At 39.7% G+C, this 21,347-nt stretch carries 18 protein-coding genes; 6 read left to right on the top strand and 12 right to left on the bottom strand.

Going from position 1 to position 21,347, the window contains the following annotated elements:
• Positions 1-26: 26 nt before the first annotated feature.
• Positions 27-1,040 (bottom strand): GTP-binding protein, encoded by a 1,014-nt coding sequence (locus tag FTT88_RS03695; protein WP_180005308.1) that lies wholly within the window; start codon positions 1,038-1,040, stop codon positions 27-29.
• A gap of 568 nt (positions 1,041-1,608) precedes the next feature.
• On the opposite strand from FTT88_RS03695, the gene FTT88_RS03690 reads away from it, so the two are divergent.
• The 3 genes from FTT88_RS03690 to FTT88_RS03680 all read left to right on the top strand — a co-directional run bounded on the left by FTT88_RS03690 (position 1,609) and on the right by FTT88_RS03680 (position 4,580).
• Positions 1,609-1,830, top strand: coding sequence for a hypothetical protein (locus FTT88_RS03690; RefSeq protein WP_078191424.1), 222 nt, complete (start codon positions 1,609-1,611; stop codon positions 1,828-1,830).
• A gap of 343 nt (positions 1,831-2,173) precedes the next feature.
• Complete coding sequence (locus FTT88_RS03685; protein WP_180005307.1) at positions 2,174-3,778, top strand: bifunctional 3-(3-hydroxy-phenyl)propionate/3-hydroxycinnamic acid hydroxylase; 1,605 nt, start codon at positions 2,174-2,176, stop codon at positions 3,776-3,778.
• Between the two features lie 298 nt (positions 3,779-4,076).
• The gene (locus FTT88_RS03680) at positions 4,077-4,580 is read left to right on the top strand and encodes a hypothetical protein (RefSeq protein ID WP_180005306.1); all 504 of its coding nucleotides are present in this window, start codon (positions 4,077-4,079) and stop codon (positions 4,578-4,580) included.
• 175 nt (positions 4,581-4,755) lie between these two features.
• Here the strand turns inward: FTT88_RS03680 and FTT88_RS03675 are convergent, their stop codons facing one another.
• The gene (locus tag FTT88_RS03675; protein WP_180005326.1) at positions 4,756-5,364 is read right to left on the bottom strand and encodes a glutathione S-transferase family protein; all 609 of its coding nucleotides are present in this window, start codon (positions 5,362-5,364) and stop codon (positions 4,756-4,758) included.
• A gap of 215 nt (positions 5,365-5,579) precedes the next feature.
• Between FTT88_RS03675 and FTT88_RS17290 the strand changes: the two genes are divergently transcribed.
• Both FTT88_RS17290 and FTT88_RS17285 read left to right on the top strand, forming a co-directional pair.
• Positions 5,580-5,711, top strand: coding sequence for a hypothetical protein (locus FTT88_RS17290; protein ID WP_257223136.1), 132 nt, complete (start codon positions 5,580-5,582; stop codon positions 5,709-5,711).
• 224 nt (positions 5,712-5,935) lie between these two features.
• Positions 5,936-6,487 carry a DUF4349 domain-containing protein gene (locus FTT88_RS17285; RefSeq protein ID WP_257223135.1) on the top strand — a complete coding sequence of 184 codons (552 nt, stop codon included), beginning with the start codon at positions 5,936-5,938 and terminating at the stop codon, positions 6,485-6,487.
• 468 nt (positions 6,488-6,955) lie between these two features.
• Here FTT88_RS17285 and FTT88_RS03665 read toward each other — a convergent pair whose 3' ends face one another.
• From FTT88_RS03665 to FTT88_RS03620, 10 genes are all read right to left on the bottom strand, one after another.
• Entirely contained in the window at positions 6,956-7,849 is an 894-nt protein-coding gene (locus FTT88_RS03665; RefSeq protein WP_078192238.1) for a LysR substrate-binding domain-containing protein, read from the bottom strand.
• Positions 7,849-9,054, bottom strand: coding sequence for an MFS transporter (locus FTT88_RS03660; protein ID WP_180005305.1), 1,206 nt, complete (start codon positions 9,052-9,054; stop codon positions 7,849-7,851). Before FTT88_RS03660 ends, FTT88_RS03665 begins: the two co-directional genes overlap by 1 nt.
• Positions 9,051-9,647: a TetR/AcrR family transcriptional regulator gene (locus tag FTT88_RS03655; RefSeq protein WP_111885574.1), complete on the bottom strand. Its 597-nt coding sequence runs from the start codon at positions 9,645-9,647 to the stop codon at positions 9,051-9,053. Before FTT88_RS03655 ends, FTT88_RS03660 begins: the two co-directional genes overlap by 4 nt.
• A gap of 197 nt (positions 9,648-9,844) precedes the next feature.
• Positions 9,845-10,366 carry an acyl-CoA thioesterase gene (locus FTT88_RS03650; protein ID WP_078191431.1) on the bottom strand — a complete coding sequence of 174 codons (522 nt, stop codon included), beginning with the start codon at positions 10,364-10,366 and terminating at the stop codon, positions 9,845-9,847.
• Between the two features lie 282 nt (positions 10,367-10,648).
• Positions 10,649-10,825, bottom strand: a complete 177-nt coding sequence (locus FTT88_RS03645) for a hypothetical protein (protein WP_171262670.1) — start codon at positions 10,823-10,825, stop codon at positions 10,649-10,651.
• A gap of 386 nt (positions 10,826-11,211) precedes the next feature.
• A complete protein-coding gene (locus tag FTT88_RS03640) occupies positions 11,212-12,204 on the bottom strand; it encodes a patatin-like phospholipase family protein (protein ID WP_180005304.1) in 993 nt (330 codons plus the stop codon).
• 242 nt (positions 12,205-12,446) lie between these two features.
• Entirely contained in the window at positions 12,447-13,910 is a 1,464-nt protein-coding gene (locus FTT88_RS03635; RefSeq protein ID WP_180173669.1) for a sodium:alanine symporter family protein, read from the bottom strand.
• Between the two features lie 59 nt (positions 13,911-13,969).
• Positions 13,970-15,211 carry a sodium/glutamate symporter gene (gene gltS, locus FTT88_RS03630; protein WP_168379287.1) on the bottom strand — a complete coding sequence of 414 codons (1,242 nt, stop codon included), beginning with the start codon at positions 15,209-15,211 and terminating at the stop codon, positions 13,970-13,972.
• A gap of 634 nt (positions 15,212-15,845) precedes the next feature.
• Complete coding sequence (locus FTT88_RS03625) at positions 15,846-17,144, bottom strand: DcaP family trimeric outer membrane transporter (RefSeq protein WP_180004998.1); 1,299 nt, start codon at positions 17,142-17,144, stop codon at positions 15,846-15,848.
• A 644-nt stretch (positions 17,145-17,788) separates the two neighbouring features.
• Positions 17,789-18,991, bottom strand: a complete 1,203-nt coding sequence (locus tag FTT88_RS03620) for a multidrug effflux MFS transporter (protein ID WP_180004997.1) — start codon at positions 18,989-18,991, stop codon at positions 17,789-17,791.
• 135 nt (positions 18,992-19,126) lie between these two features.
• Between FTT88_RS03620 and yccS the strand changes: the two genes are divergently transcribed.
• Positions 19,127-21,295, top strand: a complete 2,169-nt coding sequence (gene yccS / locus FTT88_RS03615; protein WP_180004996.1) for a YccS family putative transporter — start codon at positions 19,127-19,129, stop codon at positions 21,293-21,295.
• Positions 21,296-21,347: the final 52 nt, after the last annotated feature.

Raw genomic sequence — 21,347 nt, 5'->3', positions numbered from 1 at the left:
AGCAAGCTTTTGCTGCGCTGATTTACTTATTTCTCCGCTTTCTCGGCATCAATCCGGCACTGCATTAAGCGATCTTCAAATTCGAGCCATTCACGTTCAGTCTGGTAAATAATTTCGACACGATTATCGATACTTTCCTCGCTTGACTGATAATTAAACTGATCGGGATTAAAGTTAAAGGTTTTCCATCCTTGGTCTGTCTGAAAAATACCTTTGATTCTTAGCCAATCTTGCTGTTCACAGAGTAAGTCCAACAGCTCAAAAAAGTCGAAAATCCATCGTTTTGGGAGTTTCCAACCTGCGACACTATAGCCCTGAGCGGATTCAACATAATGATAAGGCAACTGTTTAATTTCTGTGGGTACATCGACCAACGTTTGCTTTTGCATCGCCAATAAAGGCTGAATTTTACGCGGACTTCCCACATAGGCGAGATCAATATTTGCCAGTTTTAAATCACCTTTTACAACATTGATCCATTGCTGCTGATACGGTAAATATGCTTGTTTGAGTCGTTCCAAACCAGCTTGATCGGCATCACTCATACAATCGACATGAGACACCACAACGATTTGTGCCACTTTGAGTTGATCGGCATACAGGTTTTGTGACGTCCAATCTTGATCATGTAAGCGTGAGCCATCGACCACGGTCACCAATGCTCGCATGGCTAAATGCGGATGCCAATGTGGCTCGGTCAATTGCTCCAAAAGTTGTCCCGGATGCCCTAAACCTGTCGGCTCAATAAACAGTCGGTCGGGTTTCACCTCTGACAATAATCGTGACAACGCAATTTGCATCGGCAGTTGACTGCTACAACATAGACAACCACCCAATAATTCCTTGACCGCAAAGCCCTGATCTTGCGGCAACATCTGTTGATCGACCCCGATTTGTCCAAACTCGTTCATCAGTACGGCCCAAGTTTCGCCCGCTGGCTTTTGCTTCAATAACTGCTGTAAAACTGTGGTTTTACCCGCACCTAAAAAGCCAGAAATAATATGAACAGGAATCGCACCGTGGGTAGAAACTAATTTCAAAAGTGAGTCACTCAAATAAATAGCCAATGATTGATGGCCTTTACCATAATGATTTCAAAAAAATGCTGCAAGCCTAGTCTTCATTTCTCCGTCTTCATTTTCCTAAAGCATAGATTAGCCTAGTATCCGAGGCATTGAATGATGATCTGGCTGTTAAACAGCCTATTTATTCCATTTGCATGAATGCATGACATATCTGGTCACATTTTATTGGCAAAGTTAACTCTTATATTTAAAAAAATAGCCATATCGAAAAGAATCCTTACATTTGGATTTTAGTGAAAATTCTGGATTCAGCTTAATTACGACTTCGATGTAATCATCATGTAAACAATGAATGAATCATGAAGTCGATTTGGTCATTTTTTCTTGCAAAGTTAAATGAAGATTCCGATATTTTTTTACATTTAAAACACAGGATGGACGGTTATGTATTCATCCAGTTAACCAGTCTGTTTCACTTTGTTGCTCGCATTGATCACTCGGTTTTCTCAATTTAGCATGAGTTCTCTCCTGATGGACGTGATGATCTTTTCAGGACTTACTAAAATATATAAGGATGCTCAAAATGAAATTAACTCAAATTTTACTTGCTTCTACTCTAGCTGCTGCAGCTGCAACAAGTTTTGCTGCGAGCAAAGATAAACAAGAAGCGCCTGAACAAGAAAAAGTAGTGGTTAGCACTCAAGAACAGCCAGCGACTGAAACAACTGCTGCTGAAGGTACTGCTGCTCAACCTGCTTCAGAAGCAAATGCTGAAGGTTCTGCACCAGCTCAACCTGCTCAGTAATAGACGAATAGCGTACTCCACACGCTAAATTCATTTAGTCTGCTGCTCAACATTTATCCCTCACTAATAAAATGTTGTGCTAAATGAATTAAAGTCGCCGTATCATTGAAAAATGGTTCGGCTTTTTTATGCTCAAAGCCACTGATTGATAGATTTTAATGATCGATAAATCATTCAAAATGATTGATGATTTTCATATAAATAAATATATATCATTTACTTAAAATAAAACCCTGCAAAAAACACGACAATTCGATTCATCGTTTCGACTTATGCCTAGCTTGTTGAAAGCCTCGCTTTAGAACTTAATAGTGGCATATGTGAAGTGATTGGATGTTTACGCATGAGCAATAAAGCAAATTACACAACGGAAGTTGCCATTCTGGGCGCAGGTCCTGTCGGCTTAACCATTGCAAACTACTTAAGTAAGCAAGGTGTCAAAGTCACTGTGATTGAACAACTGGACAGCCTGATTGACTACCCACGTGCGATTGGTATTGATGATGAATCATTACGTACCATCCAATCATTAGGTTTAGTGGATCAAGTATTACCACATACAACACCGAACCACGCGATGCGTTTCTTAACCCCTAAAGGTCGTTGTTTCGCTGACATTCAACCGCTCACTCGTGAATTTGGTTTCTCACGTCGTAATGCCTTTATTCAACCGCAAGTCGATAATGTACTACTACAAGGTTTAAAACAGTACGAAACCACAAATGTTTTATTCTCTCGTCAATTGTCTGATTTTAGCCAAGATGCCAATGGTGTAACGCTCAATATTCAAAATAAAGACGGTGAAGCTGAAATAATTCAAGCGCAGTATTTGATTGCTTGTGATGGTGGTAACTCAGTGGTACGTCGTACCCTCAACATCGGGTTCGATGGTAAAACTGCACCGAACCAATGGATCGTGATCGACATCAATAATGACCCACTTGCAACGCCACACATTTACCTATGCTGTGACCCTGTGCGTCCTTATGTATCTGCTGCGCTTCCACACGGTATTCGTCGTTTCGAATTTATGGTGATGCCTGGTGAAACTCAAGAAGAATTAAGCAAACCTGAAAACATTGCCAAACTATTGTCGAAAGTGCTTCCAACGACTGATGGTATTGAAGTGATTCGTCAGCGTGTTTATACCCACAATGCGCGTATTGCAGATAAATTCCGTGTAGACCGTATTTTACTTGCAGGCGATGCTGCGCACATCATGCCAGTATGGCAAGGTCAAGGGTATAACAGTGGTATGCGTGATGCATTCAACCTTGCGTGGAAAGTTGCAATGGTTGTACAAGGTAAAGCTGGCCCTGCGCTTTTAGATACGTACCAAGTTGAACGTAAAGATCATGCAAAAGCGATGATTGATCTTTCTGTAATGGCGGGTCATGTCCTTGCTCCACCGAAAAAATGGCAAGGTTTCGTCCGTGATGGTATTGCCTATGCACTCAATTACATCAAACCGATCAAGCAATATCTATTGGAAATGCGCTTCAAACCAATGCCGAAGTACAACGACGGTGCATTGATCAATAACGGTGTTAAAGACTCACCTGTAGGTAAAATGTTCATTCAGCCACATGTTCAACTTGAATCTGGTGAAAAAGTCCTACTTGATGAAGTCATCGGTAACGACTTTGCAATCATTGCTTGGGGCGTCGATCCGAAATGGGGTCTGTCAGATGCGACCATGAAAAAATGGCAAAAATTGGGCGTTAAATTTATCCAAGTATTGCCTGCTGTTCAGCTTAGCAATGAAAATCGCACCAAGTACGACAATGTGATTACGATTGGTGATATTGGTACCGATATTCGTGGTTGGTTTGGTAAAACCACTGAATCTGTTACGATTCTTCGCCCAGACCGTTTTGTTGCAGCGATTGCAATTCCACAAACTTTAGACAGCGTGAGCCAACAATTGTTTGCAAAATTGCATGCTTAATAATCTAAATAGATCTGCAAGAATTAAAAATCACCATGCATAAAGCATGGTGATTTTTTCTATAATCACTATAAACATCGCATGCTATAATCGTTCAATACATAATTATAAGCTTCGCAAAATGCAAAAAAGATTTCAGAAATTATTCATTTATAGTTTGTTGGGCTTTATTTTTATCTGTTCACTCATTTTCGTAGAGATACATCATTTTCATGCCAATAGTTGGTTAGCTATTTTCGTTTTTTGCCTCTGTTTTCTTATTTCTTTGAATTGCTATTTATTACGCTTAGAAAAAGATGTGAACAAAAACGAAGAATCTAATTTTTTGTCCTTCCATTTATACATTTCATTTTTTTATGCAGTCATTGCCAGCTTTTTTCTCACCACAGTGATTCTTGCTTTATTTGCATTACAAACTCAATATTTTGGTCAAGATAAAAATATCATTCTAAAAGGCCAAGTCTATTCACCCACATTTACACTAGAAAAGAAGCCCTGCCGAACTCGCCTTAAATTTCCCGAAAGTGGTTGGTCTACCTTCGCCTATCTCTGTCTAGATACTAAGAAACACAACTTTTATGGTTATTACAAACTCCATTTGAAAACCAGTTTCGCCGGGTCTACGATTCAGGATTATGATTGGATTGATGATCAATTAACATATCAGCAGCATCGTGCCTTAGATATGGATCCACATCAAAAAAGACTGCTTGAAATATATGCCAAACTTGAAAGAGATTTAGGCCCACCTCTATCTGATGATGAAGCCGATGATTTTTTAAATAGACCCAACAACGATTGAGTCTATTTAATTTAGCGCAATATATGCCATACATTATCTAGGCAATAATTAAAATCGCTTTATCATCTTAGTGATTGATATTTAAAACTCTTTCTTTTTAATTCTCAAAGAAAGAGTTATATGAATAGACATATAGCAATACCACGTTCAGCCAACAATCAAATAAGCATCCAAGTTAAACCGACTGAAACCAATGCACATCTTTTACCGATTCACGTTGCTGAATCTGCTGAATAAAAGGTTTAAATTCATCTAAATATGGCAATATTTTGAATGAAATTGCATACACCATCCAATAAGCTAAATACAAATCTGCTGCGCTAATTTTATCCCCCAACAGATATGGCTGGACCTGCGCAAGCCCTGTTTTAATAAAATCTAAAAGTATTTTTTCATTACCAAAACTCAAACTGCCACGTTTTTCATCCATCAACTCTGTGCTAATGCCGACATTTTTCATGTCCATATATTCAGTCAGCGGACCATGACAGAAAAACATCCATTTCAAATATTCACCACGTTTTGGATTATCCAAGGCGGGTGCTAAACCTTTGTCACTGAATTTATCGGCTAAATAACTAAAGATGGCTGCAGTTTCACTGATCACGGCAGTACCATCGACCAAGCAAGGAACTTTGCCCATGGGGTTAATCTTGAGATATGCCGCTTGATGCATCTCTTCATATGGCACTTCAATAATGTCAACTTCTGACTCGATGTCTAATTCTTTTAATAAAGGCAGAATGGTATTACTGCGTGAGCGTGGATTGCTGTAGAGTTTCATTGCTGGGTTCATTGTAGATATCCTTATTTTCATCCTTGTTGTTCAATCTATGACTATACGCGGCTTTATGTAGAATTATGTTGCGTTCATCCCTGCTTTAAACACTTTCCGATACAATACGCCCGACTAATAATTACGCTAAATTTGAATTTATATTTAAAGCAAAAAATATTTACCCAGACTTTCTGATAATCAAACAATTGAGTTCTACATCGATGAAAAATAAATATTTAATTGTCATGTTAACGGTGATTTTAATTTCAGGCTGTTCCAAGAAAACCGAAGAAATGGCAACTGAAGCCAGCGCAGATGCACAACCTGCTCAAGTCAGTACACAGCAAGATTAAGCAGCGGAAAGCACATCCAATGAGCCTTCTACCACGCCTGCAACAACACAGAAACCTGAAACTATTTTAAATGAGCAGGTCAACCCAGCCGAAGCCTCCCGTAAAATGGTACGAGAAGCCAATGTCAGTTTTGAGTCGAAAGATGTAGTTAAACTGCCTTAGAAATTGAAAAACTCACGCTAAGTTTAGGCGGTTTTATTGAACAGAAAAATATCGACTTTATAGTGCAAGAGAGTCAATCCTACCCGATTACTGACGGCAAAATTAAAATTTTTGAAAAAGTAAATCCGCAAGCGGAAATGATCATTCGTGTGCCAAGTGAAAAAGCTGCACATTTCGTCAATCAACTGTTGCCGCTTATGCATTTTTTGAACCGTCAGCAATATTCGGCAAAACGCTATGAGCTAAAACTACTCGAAGAAAAAATGTCACAAACACAGGTCGTGCCCGACCATGTTGCAACTGCGCAAGTCAATGAAATCTTACGACTGACCCGCTTAGAAGTTCAAGATCGTGTCCGCTATAGCACGATTGTGATTGGATTTATTCAACCTGCCACTGTCCGTGAACATATCGATATTAACCTTGATGCTGTAGCGCAATTAAATGGCGATAGTTTCTGGCAAAGAGCATGGTACGGTATACAAAAAGGGTGGCAATTTGTGTTGAGCCTGTTGGTTGTTCTCATTACGATTTGGCCACTCTATCTGATTATACTCATCGGTTTGATTGCCTACCGCGTGATGAAACCCTATTTACAAAAATGGTTTAAATAAATCAGAGTGACAAAGGCTATGTATCATTGAGTCTTTGATTAAAAATACGATAACTAAAAAAATCCCGAAGCTATTAATTCAGAATTTTTTATTTAACTGATGTTACACACGTAAAAGTAATTTTGCATTTTTAAGTCTATTCGACGAAGTCTTATATCTAGGGATTGAATAAAGGGATTAGCCTTCGGCTAGAGGTACTCTTACGAAACATTGTTTCTCATTCGGCAAAATGAGAAGCGAAGCTTCGCAAGGAAACCATCTTGCGGAGCAATGCTCCTCACCGCAAAACTCGTTCACTACCGTCAAATTATTCAGAGTATCGCAAAAACTTTTTGATTAGAAGTTGTCCTGTCTCAAACACTTGCGGATGACCTTACCGCGTATCGTACTTTATATTTGAATCAAATTGCGCTTCTGATGTTACTGCGTAACATCAGTTATTTAGATCTTACGGCAATATGTAAAAGCTTAGAAAAAGCCCATATAGAACTGCTCTTTTAAGACTTTTAAAATCAATTCGATTGCATCATTTTTACGATCTTTTCGATAGCTCGCATACAAACCAATGGTCGGCAAAGGTTCAACGGTACTTTTAACCAATATTTTATCACCGAGCAATGGAATCACATAAGACGGTACTAAACTCCAACCGACACCCATACCGACCAAATTGACATTTAACAAAATATTGGTCGAATGCTGCACCAAGTTCACATTCAGTTTATTTTGCTTAAAGAAATCTTGAATAATTCGGTATAGCTCAGGTGATGAATGTTCATCACTAATAATAAAATCCTGATTATTCATGTTTTTAATGCTGATATGCCGCTGTTCTGCTACAGGCGAATTTTTCGGTACAATCAACGCCAAAGGCTCAGTAAAAATCTGAACAGATTCTATATCAGGGCTTTCTTCGACATAACGGGTAAAGGCAATATCAATCTCTCCTTTACGTACTGCACTGATCTGATCGACATCCATTAAACTATGAAAATGAATTTTTAACTCAGGAAACTGAGCTCGAATATTTGGCATGATATAAGGAAAGACCTTCATTTCAGCCACAGGAACAAAGCCGATATTCAGTTGTTCTTTACTGAGCTTCGCAATTTGACGCGCATCTATCATGGCTTTTTCAGCATGCTCTAAACTCAAACGCGCTTCTTTTAAAAAGGCCTGACCTTCTGCAGTCAGTTCAACTTTTCGGTTGGTTCGCATCAATAATTGCACCCCAACTTCCTGTTCTAAGTCTTTAATTTGCTGACTTAAAGAAGGTTGCACTGTACACATCCGCTGCGCAGCCTTGGTAAAATTTAGCTCTTCGGCAACCGCAACAAAATATCGTAGATGTCGTAATTCCATTATTCAGCTCCTAAAGCACTGCGTTTAAATTGGTTTGCCACGAATAGACGATACATCCACAAAGTGAACAGCACCATCACTGCACAAAATAAATAGGTTGCCTGAAATCCAAAGTATGCAATCAGCACACCCATAATGACCGAACCGACAGCAAGGCCAATATCAAACAAGGCAAAAAAGGTGGATATTGCATGTCCCATTCGGGCTTTTTCTACCGTTTGAATCGCGACCGTTTGCAGGCATGGGAAAACTGAACCGTAGCCGATGCCCATAAAAACGGCCGATATCCAAAGCACCCATTGATTCGTGAGAAAACTCACAATCACCAAACCAATGGCAAAGCAAATAAAGGATGGATAGATGACTGCACTCGGGCCTTTGCGATCATAAACTTTGCCAACCCAAGGACGGACGATCAACATCGACACAGCAAAGACAATAAAAAAGATACTGGTATAAGCGAGTAAATGCTTCAACTCTGCATAAGCGGTGATAAAACTCATCACACTCGAATATGCAAACGCAGTTAGTAGTGCCACAAAACTGATGGCAAGTACTCGTGTTTCAATCACATCACGCCATTGGATGGCTGCGGATTGGCTCGCTTGATCACTTGATTTATGCTGTACGTATTCTTGTATTTGAACTAACCACGTAAAAATATAGCCCACTGCAACCAATAAGGCTAATACTGCAAATAAGGTACTAAAACTGCTGGATTGAATCATACTCAGCGCTAAAAATGGCCCGATCACCACTCCTAAGTTGGTCGACATGACAAAGTAACCCATGCCTTCGCCTTTTCGATGATCTGGGATGTAATCATTTACGATGGGAACATTGACCGTGGTTAATATACTGAACCAAAAACCATGTAAAAAACGAATGACCAACAACGACCACATGCTGTCAATCCACAAATAACTCAGCGCAAAAACGACAAAAATAAAGCCTGAAATACGTACAGAATTGGCTTTACCAAAACGCTCAATGATCATGCCGGAAAAGGGACGAATCGCAATGGATGACACCAAAAACAGCGTTAAAGCCATACCCGCTTGCTGAATCGAACCACCCAATTCTTTCATAATATAAATGGGCAATATTGTCAGCAGTGCAAAGTAATAGCTAAATAAAAACAAGTTATTACACAGACAAAAAACGAAAGACTTGTTCCATAGCGATGCCTGATGTTGAGTAATCATGAGGTCATTGTCTCGCTGCTACGCGTGGCTTGGGACTGCATAAAAATCGGGTTTAGCGCCAACTGCACCAGTCGCTTGATATAGTCTTCATCTGGCTGGGTATTAAAGAAAATGATCTGATAATGAATCGGGCCGTACAACATGTCCAACATGAGTTCGAAAGGATAATCTGCGCGAATTTCTCCTCGTTGAATGGCCAATTGAATCAGCTCACGTGTGGCTTCTCGTCGAGGTAATAAATACTGTTTAAAAAACTCACCCGCTGCTTCACGATGCTCCGCCAATACAACCAGCAATGCTCGACCTACGTGCTGATTTAAAGCCCGTGATAGTTTGAGCAATTGTTGATTTAGATTGAACTCTAAACTTTGTGATAAATCGAGTTCAAACACCGACGCGGTGTGCGCTTTAAAAGCATCGAAAACCAGATCGGACTTATGCTTCCACCAACGGTAAATCGTCGATTTTCCCACGCCTGCACGAGCCGCAATGTCTTCAATGGTCATGCTTCGATAATCACTTTCCGCCAAAGCATCTGTGACCGCTTGTAAGATACATTGCTTACGCCGAGAAGTTTTTTCAGTTTCACTCATAATTCAAAAAACGAAACGCTACGTATCGTTTTATATTAAACGGTATTGGACTGAATGACTATCTTTAACTAAGCTTTGAAGAAAAAAACTTTAGTCGCACACTCGGAATTCAAATCCCTACTGCACTCTCCAGACGAATTTCAGCATAAAAAAAGATCGCTTAAGCGATCTTTTCAAATATTCAGCCACCAAAGCGATTAGCTTTGTGTCGACTTTTTATAAATACTGCAAGAAGGATGATGATTTTCCTGTAAACGCGCCACTTTACGATGTTCCGCAGCTTCGAAGCGACAACGTTTCCAGTCATTATCTAGATTTAATGCCGGAATTTGTTTTGGTTTACCTTGATCATCAACAGCGACCATTGTGAAATAGCAACTATTGGTATGACGCACTGTACGTTTTTGAATGTTCTGCGCTTCAACACGAATACCAATTTCCATAGAAGTACGACCTACATGGTTCACACTTGCAAGGAAAGTCACTAACTCACCCACGTGAATTGGTTCTTTAAAATTTACTTTATCGACTGATAGTGTCACCACGTAGCTACCAGAATAGCGACTTGCACAAGCATACGCGACTTGGTCTAACAATTTTAGAATCGTTCCACCATGCACATTACCCGAAAAATTCGCCATGTCAGGAGTCATTAAAACTGACATCGATAATTCTGACTGGTCGTCTAGTGCATTCGCAATTTGATCTAATGGGGACATCTTGTTTCTCTAGACTCGTGATATAACAATGATTAATGTGATTATTATATAGATTTTAATCAAAATTAAATGTTCAAATCGGCAAAAAAACCATCATTATTATTTATAGTGATCATACCATCATTCAGTAAAATATATATTGATAACGATATACACCCGATAAACAAGTAGTTATCGCGCTATCTATCAATTTTTTTTAATCCAAGCTATGCTGTGTTTTATATTTAAAACATATTCATTAAAACGCGTTGTTCATCGATTCAACATAGCACGGCATTAAACTTAATCTTCTAAGACTTTTAACATCTCGAAAGATACGTTGTCATAGCTGGTTTTTTGTCCACCATCATTGGTACTTTCTAGCGTGTAAGAGTTATCTACATGTACATGAGTGACAATAAATACGCTCTCTTCCATCATCGCAAGCTTTACTTTTTGTCCTACATCAAGCGTTTTCATCTACAGCCACCTTTAAAATATTTATTGGTTTTAAGTATTAATAACCTGATGATATTCTAAACACTTCAACAGTATTGGTAAACGTAAGCACATGAATAAAAACGCTAATATAGGTATATACTCTTAAAACCTACGTAAAACCAATTAATATGATTTTTTTAATTAATTTCAAATAATTAACTGTATATTTTCGTATTATTACGATTTTTATATTTGGCAAATCTTTTGATTAAGACCTAAAACCAATCAACATCCAAGATATTAATGATTACTAGATACTATTGAGCATGGGAAAAGCTGAGAGCAAAAATTAAAATGCTTTGCTGAAATAAAAATGCACCCTGCTAGGTGAACAGGATGCATTTAAATTTGCGAATCGTACCAACCTAGTCTTTGGCTGCTAAATAAGGAATATGATGTCCCTTGCTATATTGATGTTCAGCATAAACCCGAGAAATCTCTCCAAGTTTTTCTAAGGTTGCCTCTTCACCTGCAAGCATCGTCGCTTCACGACCTTTTACATCAAATATATGTGCTTTTTCACGTAAATCAGGTTGAATCACAATGTCTGCTCGCTTGAGTTCTTCTTGAGCTAAACGATTTTGCATAATATTGATATTTTGGTTAAACAAGCCCCAAACATTAGACGTTTCGGTATGAATAGGTCGTGCCAAAATATCTACTGCAATAATAATATCTGCCCCTAAATCGCGTGCAACATCCACAGGAACAGGGCTGACCAATCCGCCATCAACATATTCTGTGTCTTCAATAATCGTGGGAATGAACATACTTGGAATCGACACCGAAGCACGAACAGCCTGCCCCGTATTGCCATAGTTGAACACGACTTTTTTGCCATTCTTTAACTCGGTTGCCACCACATACATTGGGGTTTTTAGCAACTCTAAAGGCACGTCATCAACTTGCTCATTGATATAATCTTCAACTTTTTTACCGTCAAAAAAGCCTTTTTTGTCCAAGCGTATTTCTCGAACATCATTGGCTTTCATATTTAAGGCGATATCTCTTAACTCATTGGCACTTTTACCTGATGCATAGATTGAACCCACAATGCTACCCGCACTGGTTCCAACAATGAAATCTGGGTGTATTCCCTGCTGTTCAAGTATCTGAATGGCGCCAATGTGTGCATAACCACGTGCCCCACCACTCCCTAAAACCAAAGCAACAATCGGACGCTTTTCCTGCTTTTTCACTTTTTTAAAGTCAATGCGGTTATTCGCCACCTGTGCAGGTGCTGCTGTATAAGTCCGAATTTGTGCGGTTGTTTCAGCGCTGACCGTTTTTGAGCCCACACTTTGACAACCCACAAGGCTGATTGCGAATGCAGTCATCAAAACAGTTATGCTTTTCATTGAGAGATATTCCAAATGCAACTCGAGATTTGAAGAGAAAAAGTAGTCTAATCAGTCCGCATTCACGTCACTGTTATTATTCGTTAATGCCTCTGACCGATGCACATTATATTGACATACAACCTAGAAAGTCATTGGCTGTCAAAATTTCAATGTCTAGCAGAATTTCCACATCAGGATTTAAGCTCTTATCTAGCAAAAAAAGCCCCGACAACGGAGCTTTTTAAAGTTAATTTTTGACTTTACCAAATATCGGAATTAACGCGATCCTTATATTTTGGATGTTCATCCATTTTAAACACAGGCTCTTTTACACCACGTTTTAACTGTGAGGTGTAGTCTTTCATCAACATCAATAAGAATGGAGTCAGCAATAAAATCGCAAAAAGGTTAATACTCGCCATCACGCCCATGAAGAGGTCTGCTAAGTTCCAAATCAGGGGCACACTCATGATTGAACCAAAGTACACCATCATGAGGACGAATACGCGGAATATAAACATCACTTTAGGATTGTTATTGATAAACTGTACATTACCTTCAGCATAAGCATAGTTACCGATTACTGAAGAATAAGCGAATAAGAACAAGATAATGGCAAGGAAGTCATCTCCCCAAGCACCAATCTGACTCTCAAGCGCCATTTGCGTCAAAGCAACGCCTTCAAAGCCTGCATTTTCATACAAACCGGACGCCAAAATAATGATGGCCGTACAGGTACACACCACAAATGTGTCGACAAATACACCGAGCATTTGAACTAAGCCTTGATTGACTGGGTGTTTAACGTCTGATGCTGCCGCAGCATTGGGTGCAGAACCCATACCGGCTTCATTGGAGAATAAACCACGTTTAATCCCTTGCATCATTGCCATAGAAACCATGGCACCGAAAAAACCACCTGCTGCTGCATCAAATTCAAAGGCTTTACTGAAAATTAACTGGAAAATATCTGGGAGAATCGCAAAGTTAGCAAATGCAACATAGAAAGCAACTGCGAGATAAAGCAAAGCCATAAAGGGCACAAATCTTTCTGCAACTTTGGCGATCCGTTTAATCCCGCCAAAAATAATCAGCGCAGTTATGAGCACCAAGAATAAGCCCACCCAAGAGATTTCAAAACCGAAACCACCTAAGTCTAAAATGATGTTGGCTTTATCCCAGCCCCACGCATGTGAGGTCGCACCTGTAATCGCATTGGCTTGCACCGCATTAAAGACAAAACCATAGGTTGAAATCAGCGCGATGGCAAAAACCACACCCAACCACTTTTGCTTTAAACCTTGTGTAATGTAATACGCTGGTCCACCACGGAATTGCTGATTTTGCGTATCACGCACTTTAAAGAGCTGTGCAAGTGAAGATTCCACAAATGCTGAACTCATGCCTAAAAATGCGGTAAACCACATCCAAAACACTGCACCTGGCCCACCAATTGCAACACCTGCGACATTACCTACGCCGACACGACTGGCCAGTCCCGTCACAAAGGCTTGGAATGGTGTAATCCCATGTTCATCATCGCCTTCTTTACGGCTAGATTTCATCACTTTAATACTATGAAAAAATAGACGAATCTGGACTGCGCCAGTGATTAAAGTATAGAAAATACCAACAGCCACTAAGAATACGACTAAGAAATCCCAAAGCGGATCATTAAAAACTTTGACCCAGCCCATGAGAGTTGCATTTAATTGTTCATCCATAATCAATACCTAAAATGCGAATACAAAAACAAAGGCTCTAAATTAGAGCCTTTGTAGAATTAAGCGAAAAATTTGAGAATTAATTGAATAACCGTCGCATTAATTAAGTCAACAAAGAATGCACCACATAGCGGCACAATTAAGAATGCCTTATGTGAAGGGCCATACATATTTGTAATCGCTTGCATATTTGCCACAGCCGTCGGGGTTGCACCCATACCAAAACCACAGTGACCTGCTGATAAAACAGCAGCATCGTAGTTTTTACCCATGACACGGAAAGTCACAAAAGCAGCATACAAAGCCATCGTCAGCGTTTGTGCACCCAAAATGACTACAAGTGGGCCAGCGAGATCGGACAATTGCCATAACTTTAATGACAACAATGCCATCGCCAAATACAAAGATAGAGATGCATTACCAAATACATCGATAGCGCGGTCAAAAATTTGTACACGGAAAATACCTTCCAGTACATTTCGCAAAATTACACCACCAGCCAGTGCCCAAACAAATGTCGGTAATTCAAATACAGTACCTTTACTAAAATCGGTCATGAAGTCCGCAAATGCTAAACACCCTGCAAATAAACCTAATGTGGTAATCGCATTATCTGCTGTAATGAGACGAACTCGATGCGGATATTCAAACGGCACATATTCTGTTGAATTAATATCTGCTAGAGGAGTGTTATCACTTTTTTCAATTTGTTCATGAGTACGAGGCGTTGCAAGTTGATAGCGGTTAATTAATAGCTTAGCCAGTGGACCACCGATAATGCCGCCAATAATCAAACCAAATGTCGCACTTGCCATACCTAAGGCTAATGCACCTTGAATGCCATGTTGAACTTCTAAAATTTCACCCCATGCGCCTGCAGTACCATGACCACCAGTAAGGGTAATAGAACCTGCAATCAAGCCAATCAGAGGGTCAATACCTAGCACCGTCGCAAGACTGATACCTACGAGGTTCTGCACCATGATGAATGAAGCAACAGCGACTATAAAGATGACCAAGCCGATTCCGCCCTCTTTTAATTTGGCAAAGTTTGCACTTAAACCAATGGATGCAAAGAAAATCAGCATGAAACTCGTTTGTAATTCACTACTCGTTGTAATGCTATAGCCCCAAAGACTGTGCACTACTAAAGAAATAATCGCTGCAACTAAACCACCGGCAACAGGCTCTGGAATGTTATATCGGCCTAAAAAACCAATACGATTAACAAGAAACCGTCCCAACAAAAGCACAATTACCGCTGCGATTAAGGTATAAAACGCATTAAAACTAAATTCCATATAATTTGTCCAAAATTATTTGAATATTTTTAAAGCTCTTCTATCAGCATTAGCTGCCTTTATGGTCTGAAATACAACTACATTTTGTAATTTCAAATCAATAATGCAATTAAACGACTCAAGCTAAAGAGTTTGAAAAATATTCATCATCTGATTCAAATAAGTAAGTCTGAGCTTTAAAAATCAACTCAAAATGACTAACAAATCGCTAAAAGTTTTAAATTGAGAAACAGCCTCAAATGAAGCAAATTTAATGACAGAACATTGTGTATGTCTGTACTGTTTCGCACTATTTCTGAAAAGTCGCACATTATGCAGCCTGAACAATAAAATTTCAGTACTTTTTATTACAAAAAGTTAATTTTTCTATAATTTAAAGTTATATCCAATTGTTTTTATTTAAATGCATTCGTATTTTTTATCTATATAAAATATTAAAGATTTAAGCGTGATCTATACACTGTACGTGGTTCAACGCCTGCTTTAACCAGTACGACATCATGACTCAGGCGATTTAATGAATCTATCTGTTTAGTGCTGTGAGTTCATTTGTGTTAATACATCCTCTGTTTAAACAAAAAAAAGCCTGAACTAAGTCAGGCTTTTTTGATCGATTCTGATCGATGATTTGAGCTTAGAAGCTATATTTAGCCATTAAGCCAACGCGGTCATCGTTATAAGATTCACCAGCAAAGTTTTTGCGTTTACCGTTTACATATTCCAAGCCAAGTTCAACTGGTTTTACAGGTGCGTAAATAAAGTTAATCCAAGCTTGCTGTGCTTCTTCGTTCGCATTTGAGTTAGATGCATCTTTCGCATACGCGCTGCCATCATCCGCAAATAGCGCGCCGTAAGCTAAAGTCGAACGTAGTTTTTCATTAAACTTATAAGTTGCACCCACTTGTACAGCAGTAAATTTGTTTTGCTCGATGTTGCCATCTATAACAGAGTAAGCCGAGTTAGAACCATATAAATAGTTACTGTTGCCTTCTGTATACGAAACATCACCATTCAATTTCAATTGATCAGTCACTGCATAAGATGCACCCGCTGCTACACCCCAAGCTGTTTCAGTATCATCTGCAACTTTAGATTTGTAGTTTTCAACCAATGCACGAGCTGAAGCGGTACCTTTACCTGCAGCAAAACCTTGAGTCACTTTGGCAGTTAAGTTTGGAAGACGATAAGTCGGATCTGCAGCAACAGTCCCTTTACTATCCCCTTCTTCCGCAGAAACAAATAATTGAGTATCTGGAGCTAACTTGTAGTTATAACGAACTTGAGGAATACGTGTAGTACCACCACCCAAGTTTGTATTGAAATCAATCATTTCTGGCGCATGGCTAGACAAGAAGTTAGATGTCGTTTGACCAAATAACCAGTTGTTAAAGGTTAAATAACCGTGACGTAAGCGAAGTCCATCATTTGAACCACTTGCATCCGCAAAGTCGACTTCAATTTTACCACCCACTTTATTATCACCACCGACCGGTGCTGTAAAATCTAAACCAAAACGTGTAGTTTTTGCTGTTGCACGTAATTTATCATTTACTAAAGCTGGATTTGTACCGCCAGCACCAACTTTTGAAACATTACCAAAGTCATCATCCGCACCTTCAATAATGTAGTTCGCATCACCACGAACAAAACCGTAAAGGCTTACATCTGCACCTGTTTTAGATTTCAAGCTTGCAGCTGGAGTAGCTGGTGGCGGTGGTGGTGCAACAGGACGCGCTTTAACTTGCTGAATCTCTGTTTGTTGCTGTTGTTGAACTTGCTGCTGCGCTTTAATCAAACTTTTCAGTTCTGCAACTTCTGCACGTAATTGTTCAATTTCAGAAGTATTGCTGCCTGCATGAGCCATTGAGACCGTAGCCAAACTCATTGCAACAACAAGGGTTTTCATTGGGTGGAATACAGTTTGAGTTTTCATCCTAAGCTCTCTATTGTCCTGTCATTGTTGTATGCCCTAACTCTGGGCGCTTTGTTATTCGCCTATTTGAGCGGACAAATTTCAAGCTGCATATCCGTGCTTTAGTCGCATTAAAGTCCCAACTTGCAGCCCTTAATAACGAAATACTTGAAAGCAAAAAGCAAAAACGCTGAATCCATCACTGAAAATAGACTGAAATATTTAGTTAAAATTCAGACTTAGCCGATTCAGATGGCAAAAAAGCTCAACCCCCATACCTTAAAGGTAAAAATCCATACCCTATAGGTATGTCATAAAAACGATAAAATCCGACATATTGCCGATAGAGACATTCAATATGGATTTATCCAGCATAAAGCACTGTGTTTAATGCAAATAATACTTATTTATCAGTTGCTCTATTTCATAAAGGTGGGACAACAGCGATCTACAGTTTCTCTTTTTATTTTCAAATGCATGATTACTTAGATATATGTTTCGAGTAAACAGCAATTGAGCTCAAGGTGCGATAAATAGCGCCCTCATTCATCGTTATGGATGATGAACATTTATAATGAGTGACGCGGATATTTGATCAATAATACACGTACGTTGATGACCGACGTTTAAGTCAGACCTGCTAAACGTCATCACCTGCATTTAGTTCACCCCATGGCTGAAGCTTTTAAACTACGCATGGTGAACATTGCAACAACCACAAATAGCAGCATAATCAGGGCCATATTGATCAGCGCTGACCATACTAAAAAGTTCAAAAACACTCCGGCCAATAGACCACACGCAAATTGCATACTTCCCATGATTGCACTGGCTGTGCCAGCTCGTGAGCCTTGTTCAGACATCGCCAAAGCCATTGCATTTGGACCAGTGAAGCCGATTGATGCAACACATAAGAACATGCCCAACATTACAACAACGATAGATGAAAGATTAAATAATCCTGCCGCCAATAAGATCAGCACACCACACAATTGAAGTGCATTACCCAATTGCAAACGATGGCGAACATCCAGTCGATTTGCAAGTTTCTTATTGAGGGTTGAAAACACCATAATCCCTAAAGCATTCGCACCAAATACATAAGCAAATTGCTGTTGGCTCAGACCATAACCATCCATCAAAATGGCAGATGAGCCAGTGATATAACAAAATAAAATTGCGCCAGAAAAACAGCCTGTGAGCATTGGTTTACGGAAGCTTTCATCCTGCAAAATGGCACTATATAAGCCTAAGACTTGTTTCAGACTTAATTTTAAGCGCCGCTCAACAGGTAGGGTTTCTTGAAAGAAAAAATGTACGCAGAAAAGACAAAAAATACCGACAAGCGCCAATACCGCAAATATGTATTGCCATTCAAACACCTGCAAAACCCATGCGCCTAAAGTAGGTGCAATGATTGGTGCAATTGTTGTCACGATCATCATGCTGGCAAAGGCTTGAGCAGAAGCTTGCATACTTAAGCGATCACGAATTGCAGCACGGGCAATCACTACACCGACACAGCCACCCAACGCTTGCAAAACACGAGCAGCGATCAAGCTCCATTCACTATTGGCAAAGACACACAGAAAACTAGCACAAATATATAAAACCAAACCGAAATATAGCGGTGTTTTACGCCCAATGCGGTCGCTGACTGGCCCATAAATTAACTGGCCAATCGCCAAACCCAAGAAATACGCTGGAAGACTATTGGCCACTTGTTGGGTTGTGACACCAAAATCGTCGGCCATTTGAGGTAAAGCAGGCAAATACATATCGATTGAAAGTGGCCCCAAAGCAGTCAGCAACACCAATAAGACGATCCAGCGTTGAGAAAATTCCTTTTGTGATTCGACGCTTTTCATAAGAATAATTCATTTATTGCAAGCAAGTTTTGCAGACAAGTTTACACTGCACATAGTATTATTTCTTGGCTTCAATGTGAAAATTCACACGATACACATTGCTTACTGCCCCATCGCTTTAGCAAAGGAAAAATTTTGAACGCCTGGCTCGCACGACTGAAACAAGCAACCTATAACACGACCTTTATGTATAACTTGCGCATGGTCATTGCCTTCGCAGGAACAGCCTTTGTCCCATATTTTTTAGATCAGCAATTGATGACCATTCCCCTCACCTTGGGTGTGGTTGCCGCAGGTCTAAGTGATATCGATGACCGCTTTTCAGTCCGCGTGCTCAATCAAATTTATACTTATATTGGGTTCTTTGTTACTGCGGTATCCATTTATCTGTTGTTCCCGCATCCGATCTTATTTGCATTGGGCCTGATTGTGTCTTGTATCGGTTGGATTCTTTTGGGTTCATTGGGTCGTCGCTACGCCACCATTTCTTATGGCTGTTTGGTGATCTCCGTGTATTCCATGCTTGGGGTTGAACTTTTTGAAAATTGGTATACACAAGCAGGTTTATTGGTCATCGGTGCGATGTGGTACGGACTGCTTTCAACTTTGAGCTTTCTGCTGTTTCCTGTGCGTCAAGTTCAGGACAAATTGGCACAAAGCTATTCGTCCCTAGGTGACTTCTTATTTGCAAAATCTAACTTGTTTGATGTCGATATGACACCAGAAAGTTATCAGCAAAGTTTGATCGAGCTATCGCTAGAAAATGGCAAATTAATTGGCATTTTCAACGATATGAAAACAGCCTTATTAACGCGTTTAAAAGGTGACCGTGGACAAAAAGATACGCGTCGTAGCCTGCAATATTATTTTGTCGCGCAAGACATTCATGAACGTGCCGATTCCGCGCATATTGATTATCAAAAATTGACCCGTATTTTTGAACATAGTGATATTTTATTTCGCTTTCAACGCGTGCTTTCGATTCAAGGTAAAGCTTGTAAAGATTTGAGTATCAGTATCTTACAGCGAAAACCTTATCATCATAATCAACGTTTTAAACATGCATTCCACAATCTAAAATTGTCACTCGAAAAGCTGCGTGAAGAACAAAAATACGATGAAGTTTGGATCAATTCTTTATTTGCTTTATACCAAAACCTAAAAGGCATCGATGCGCAATTACGTAATGTCGAAACCGAGCGTTATATTGACCGACAAGCCCTGATTGAAAATCGTTTAAAAGATGATGATTTAAAAGGCTGGGACGACATCGTCATTCGATTCAAACAACATTTGAGCCCTGAGTCGGTGCTGTTCCGTCATGCTGTGCGTTTATCGACCGTGTTATTTATTGGTTATATTTTTGTCCAAGTCACCAATATCAGTTATGGCTATTGGATTTTATTGACTGCCCTGTTTGTCAGCCAGCCGAACTTTAACGCCACCAAGCGCCGCCTCTATTTACGTATCATTGGCACCTTGGTCGGAATTATTTTAGGTTATGCGATTTTATATTTTGTTCCTTCTGTCGAAGGTCAGTTACTGCTACTCATTTTAAGTGGCGTGCTGTTTTTTGAATTACGCAGTAAGCAATATGCACAAGCCACTGCATTTATTACCATTTTGGCGCTGATCAACTTTAACTTAGATGGAATGGGTTTTGCCGCAGCAATGCCGCGTATGATTGATACACTGATTGGTTGTGCCTTGGCATGGTTTGGTGTGAGTTTCATTTTCCCTGACTGGAAGTTTCGTCGCCTACCTCGGACCATCAGCCGTTCTATTCAAGCGCAGTGTGATTATTTGGCCGAAGTGGTTGAACAATACAAATCTGGTCGTAATAACGGGTTGAATTATCGTGTGGTCCGTCGTGCAGCCCATAATACCGATGCAGAAGTAGCTTCACTGATTTCCACCTTAGCTACCGAACCCGATACCGATCCGACTCAAAAAGCTTTGGCCTTTGAGTTTTTGTGTCTCAATCATACCTTTATTAGTTATATCGCAGCCTTAGGTGCGCATCGTGAAAAAATTCAAGATCAACAGGTCTTAAATTTGCTGGATAAAGCCACGGATGACATTCAAGGTGCATTACTGCGAGACGAAGTACCGGACTTAACGGCGCAAAATATGTTGCAAGAAATCCGTCAGCGGTTGTCACAAAATAGTGAGGAAGATCAAAAATCCTTGATCGTGCTACAACAGCTTTCGTTGATGTTTAACGTGTTGAACCAATTTAGCCAATTGAAACAAAATCTCAGTCATGAGCATGATCAAGCATCGACTGAACTGGCTTCGCTATAATTTGGATGATTTTGGAACAATATACTCACTGAATTGGTATAAATAATGCTAA

The organism is Acinetobacter sp. YH01024, assembly GCF_013420195.1.
In the GTDB taxonomy this organism is placed as follows: domain Bacteria; phylum Pseudomonadota; class Gammaproteobacteria; order Pseudomonadales; family Moraxellaceae; genus Acinetobacter; species Acinetobacter amyesii.
Note: the sequence above shows the minus strand (reverse complement) of the source record. Positions and strands in the feature narration are given on the sequence as shown.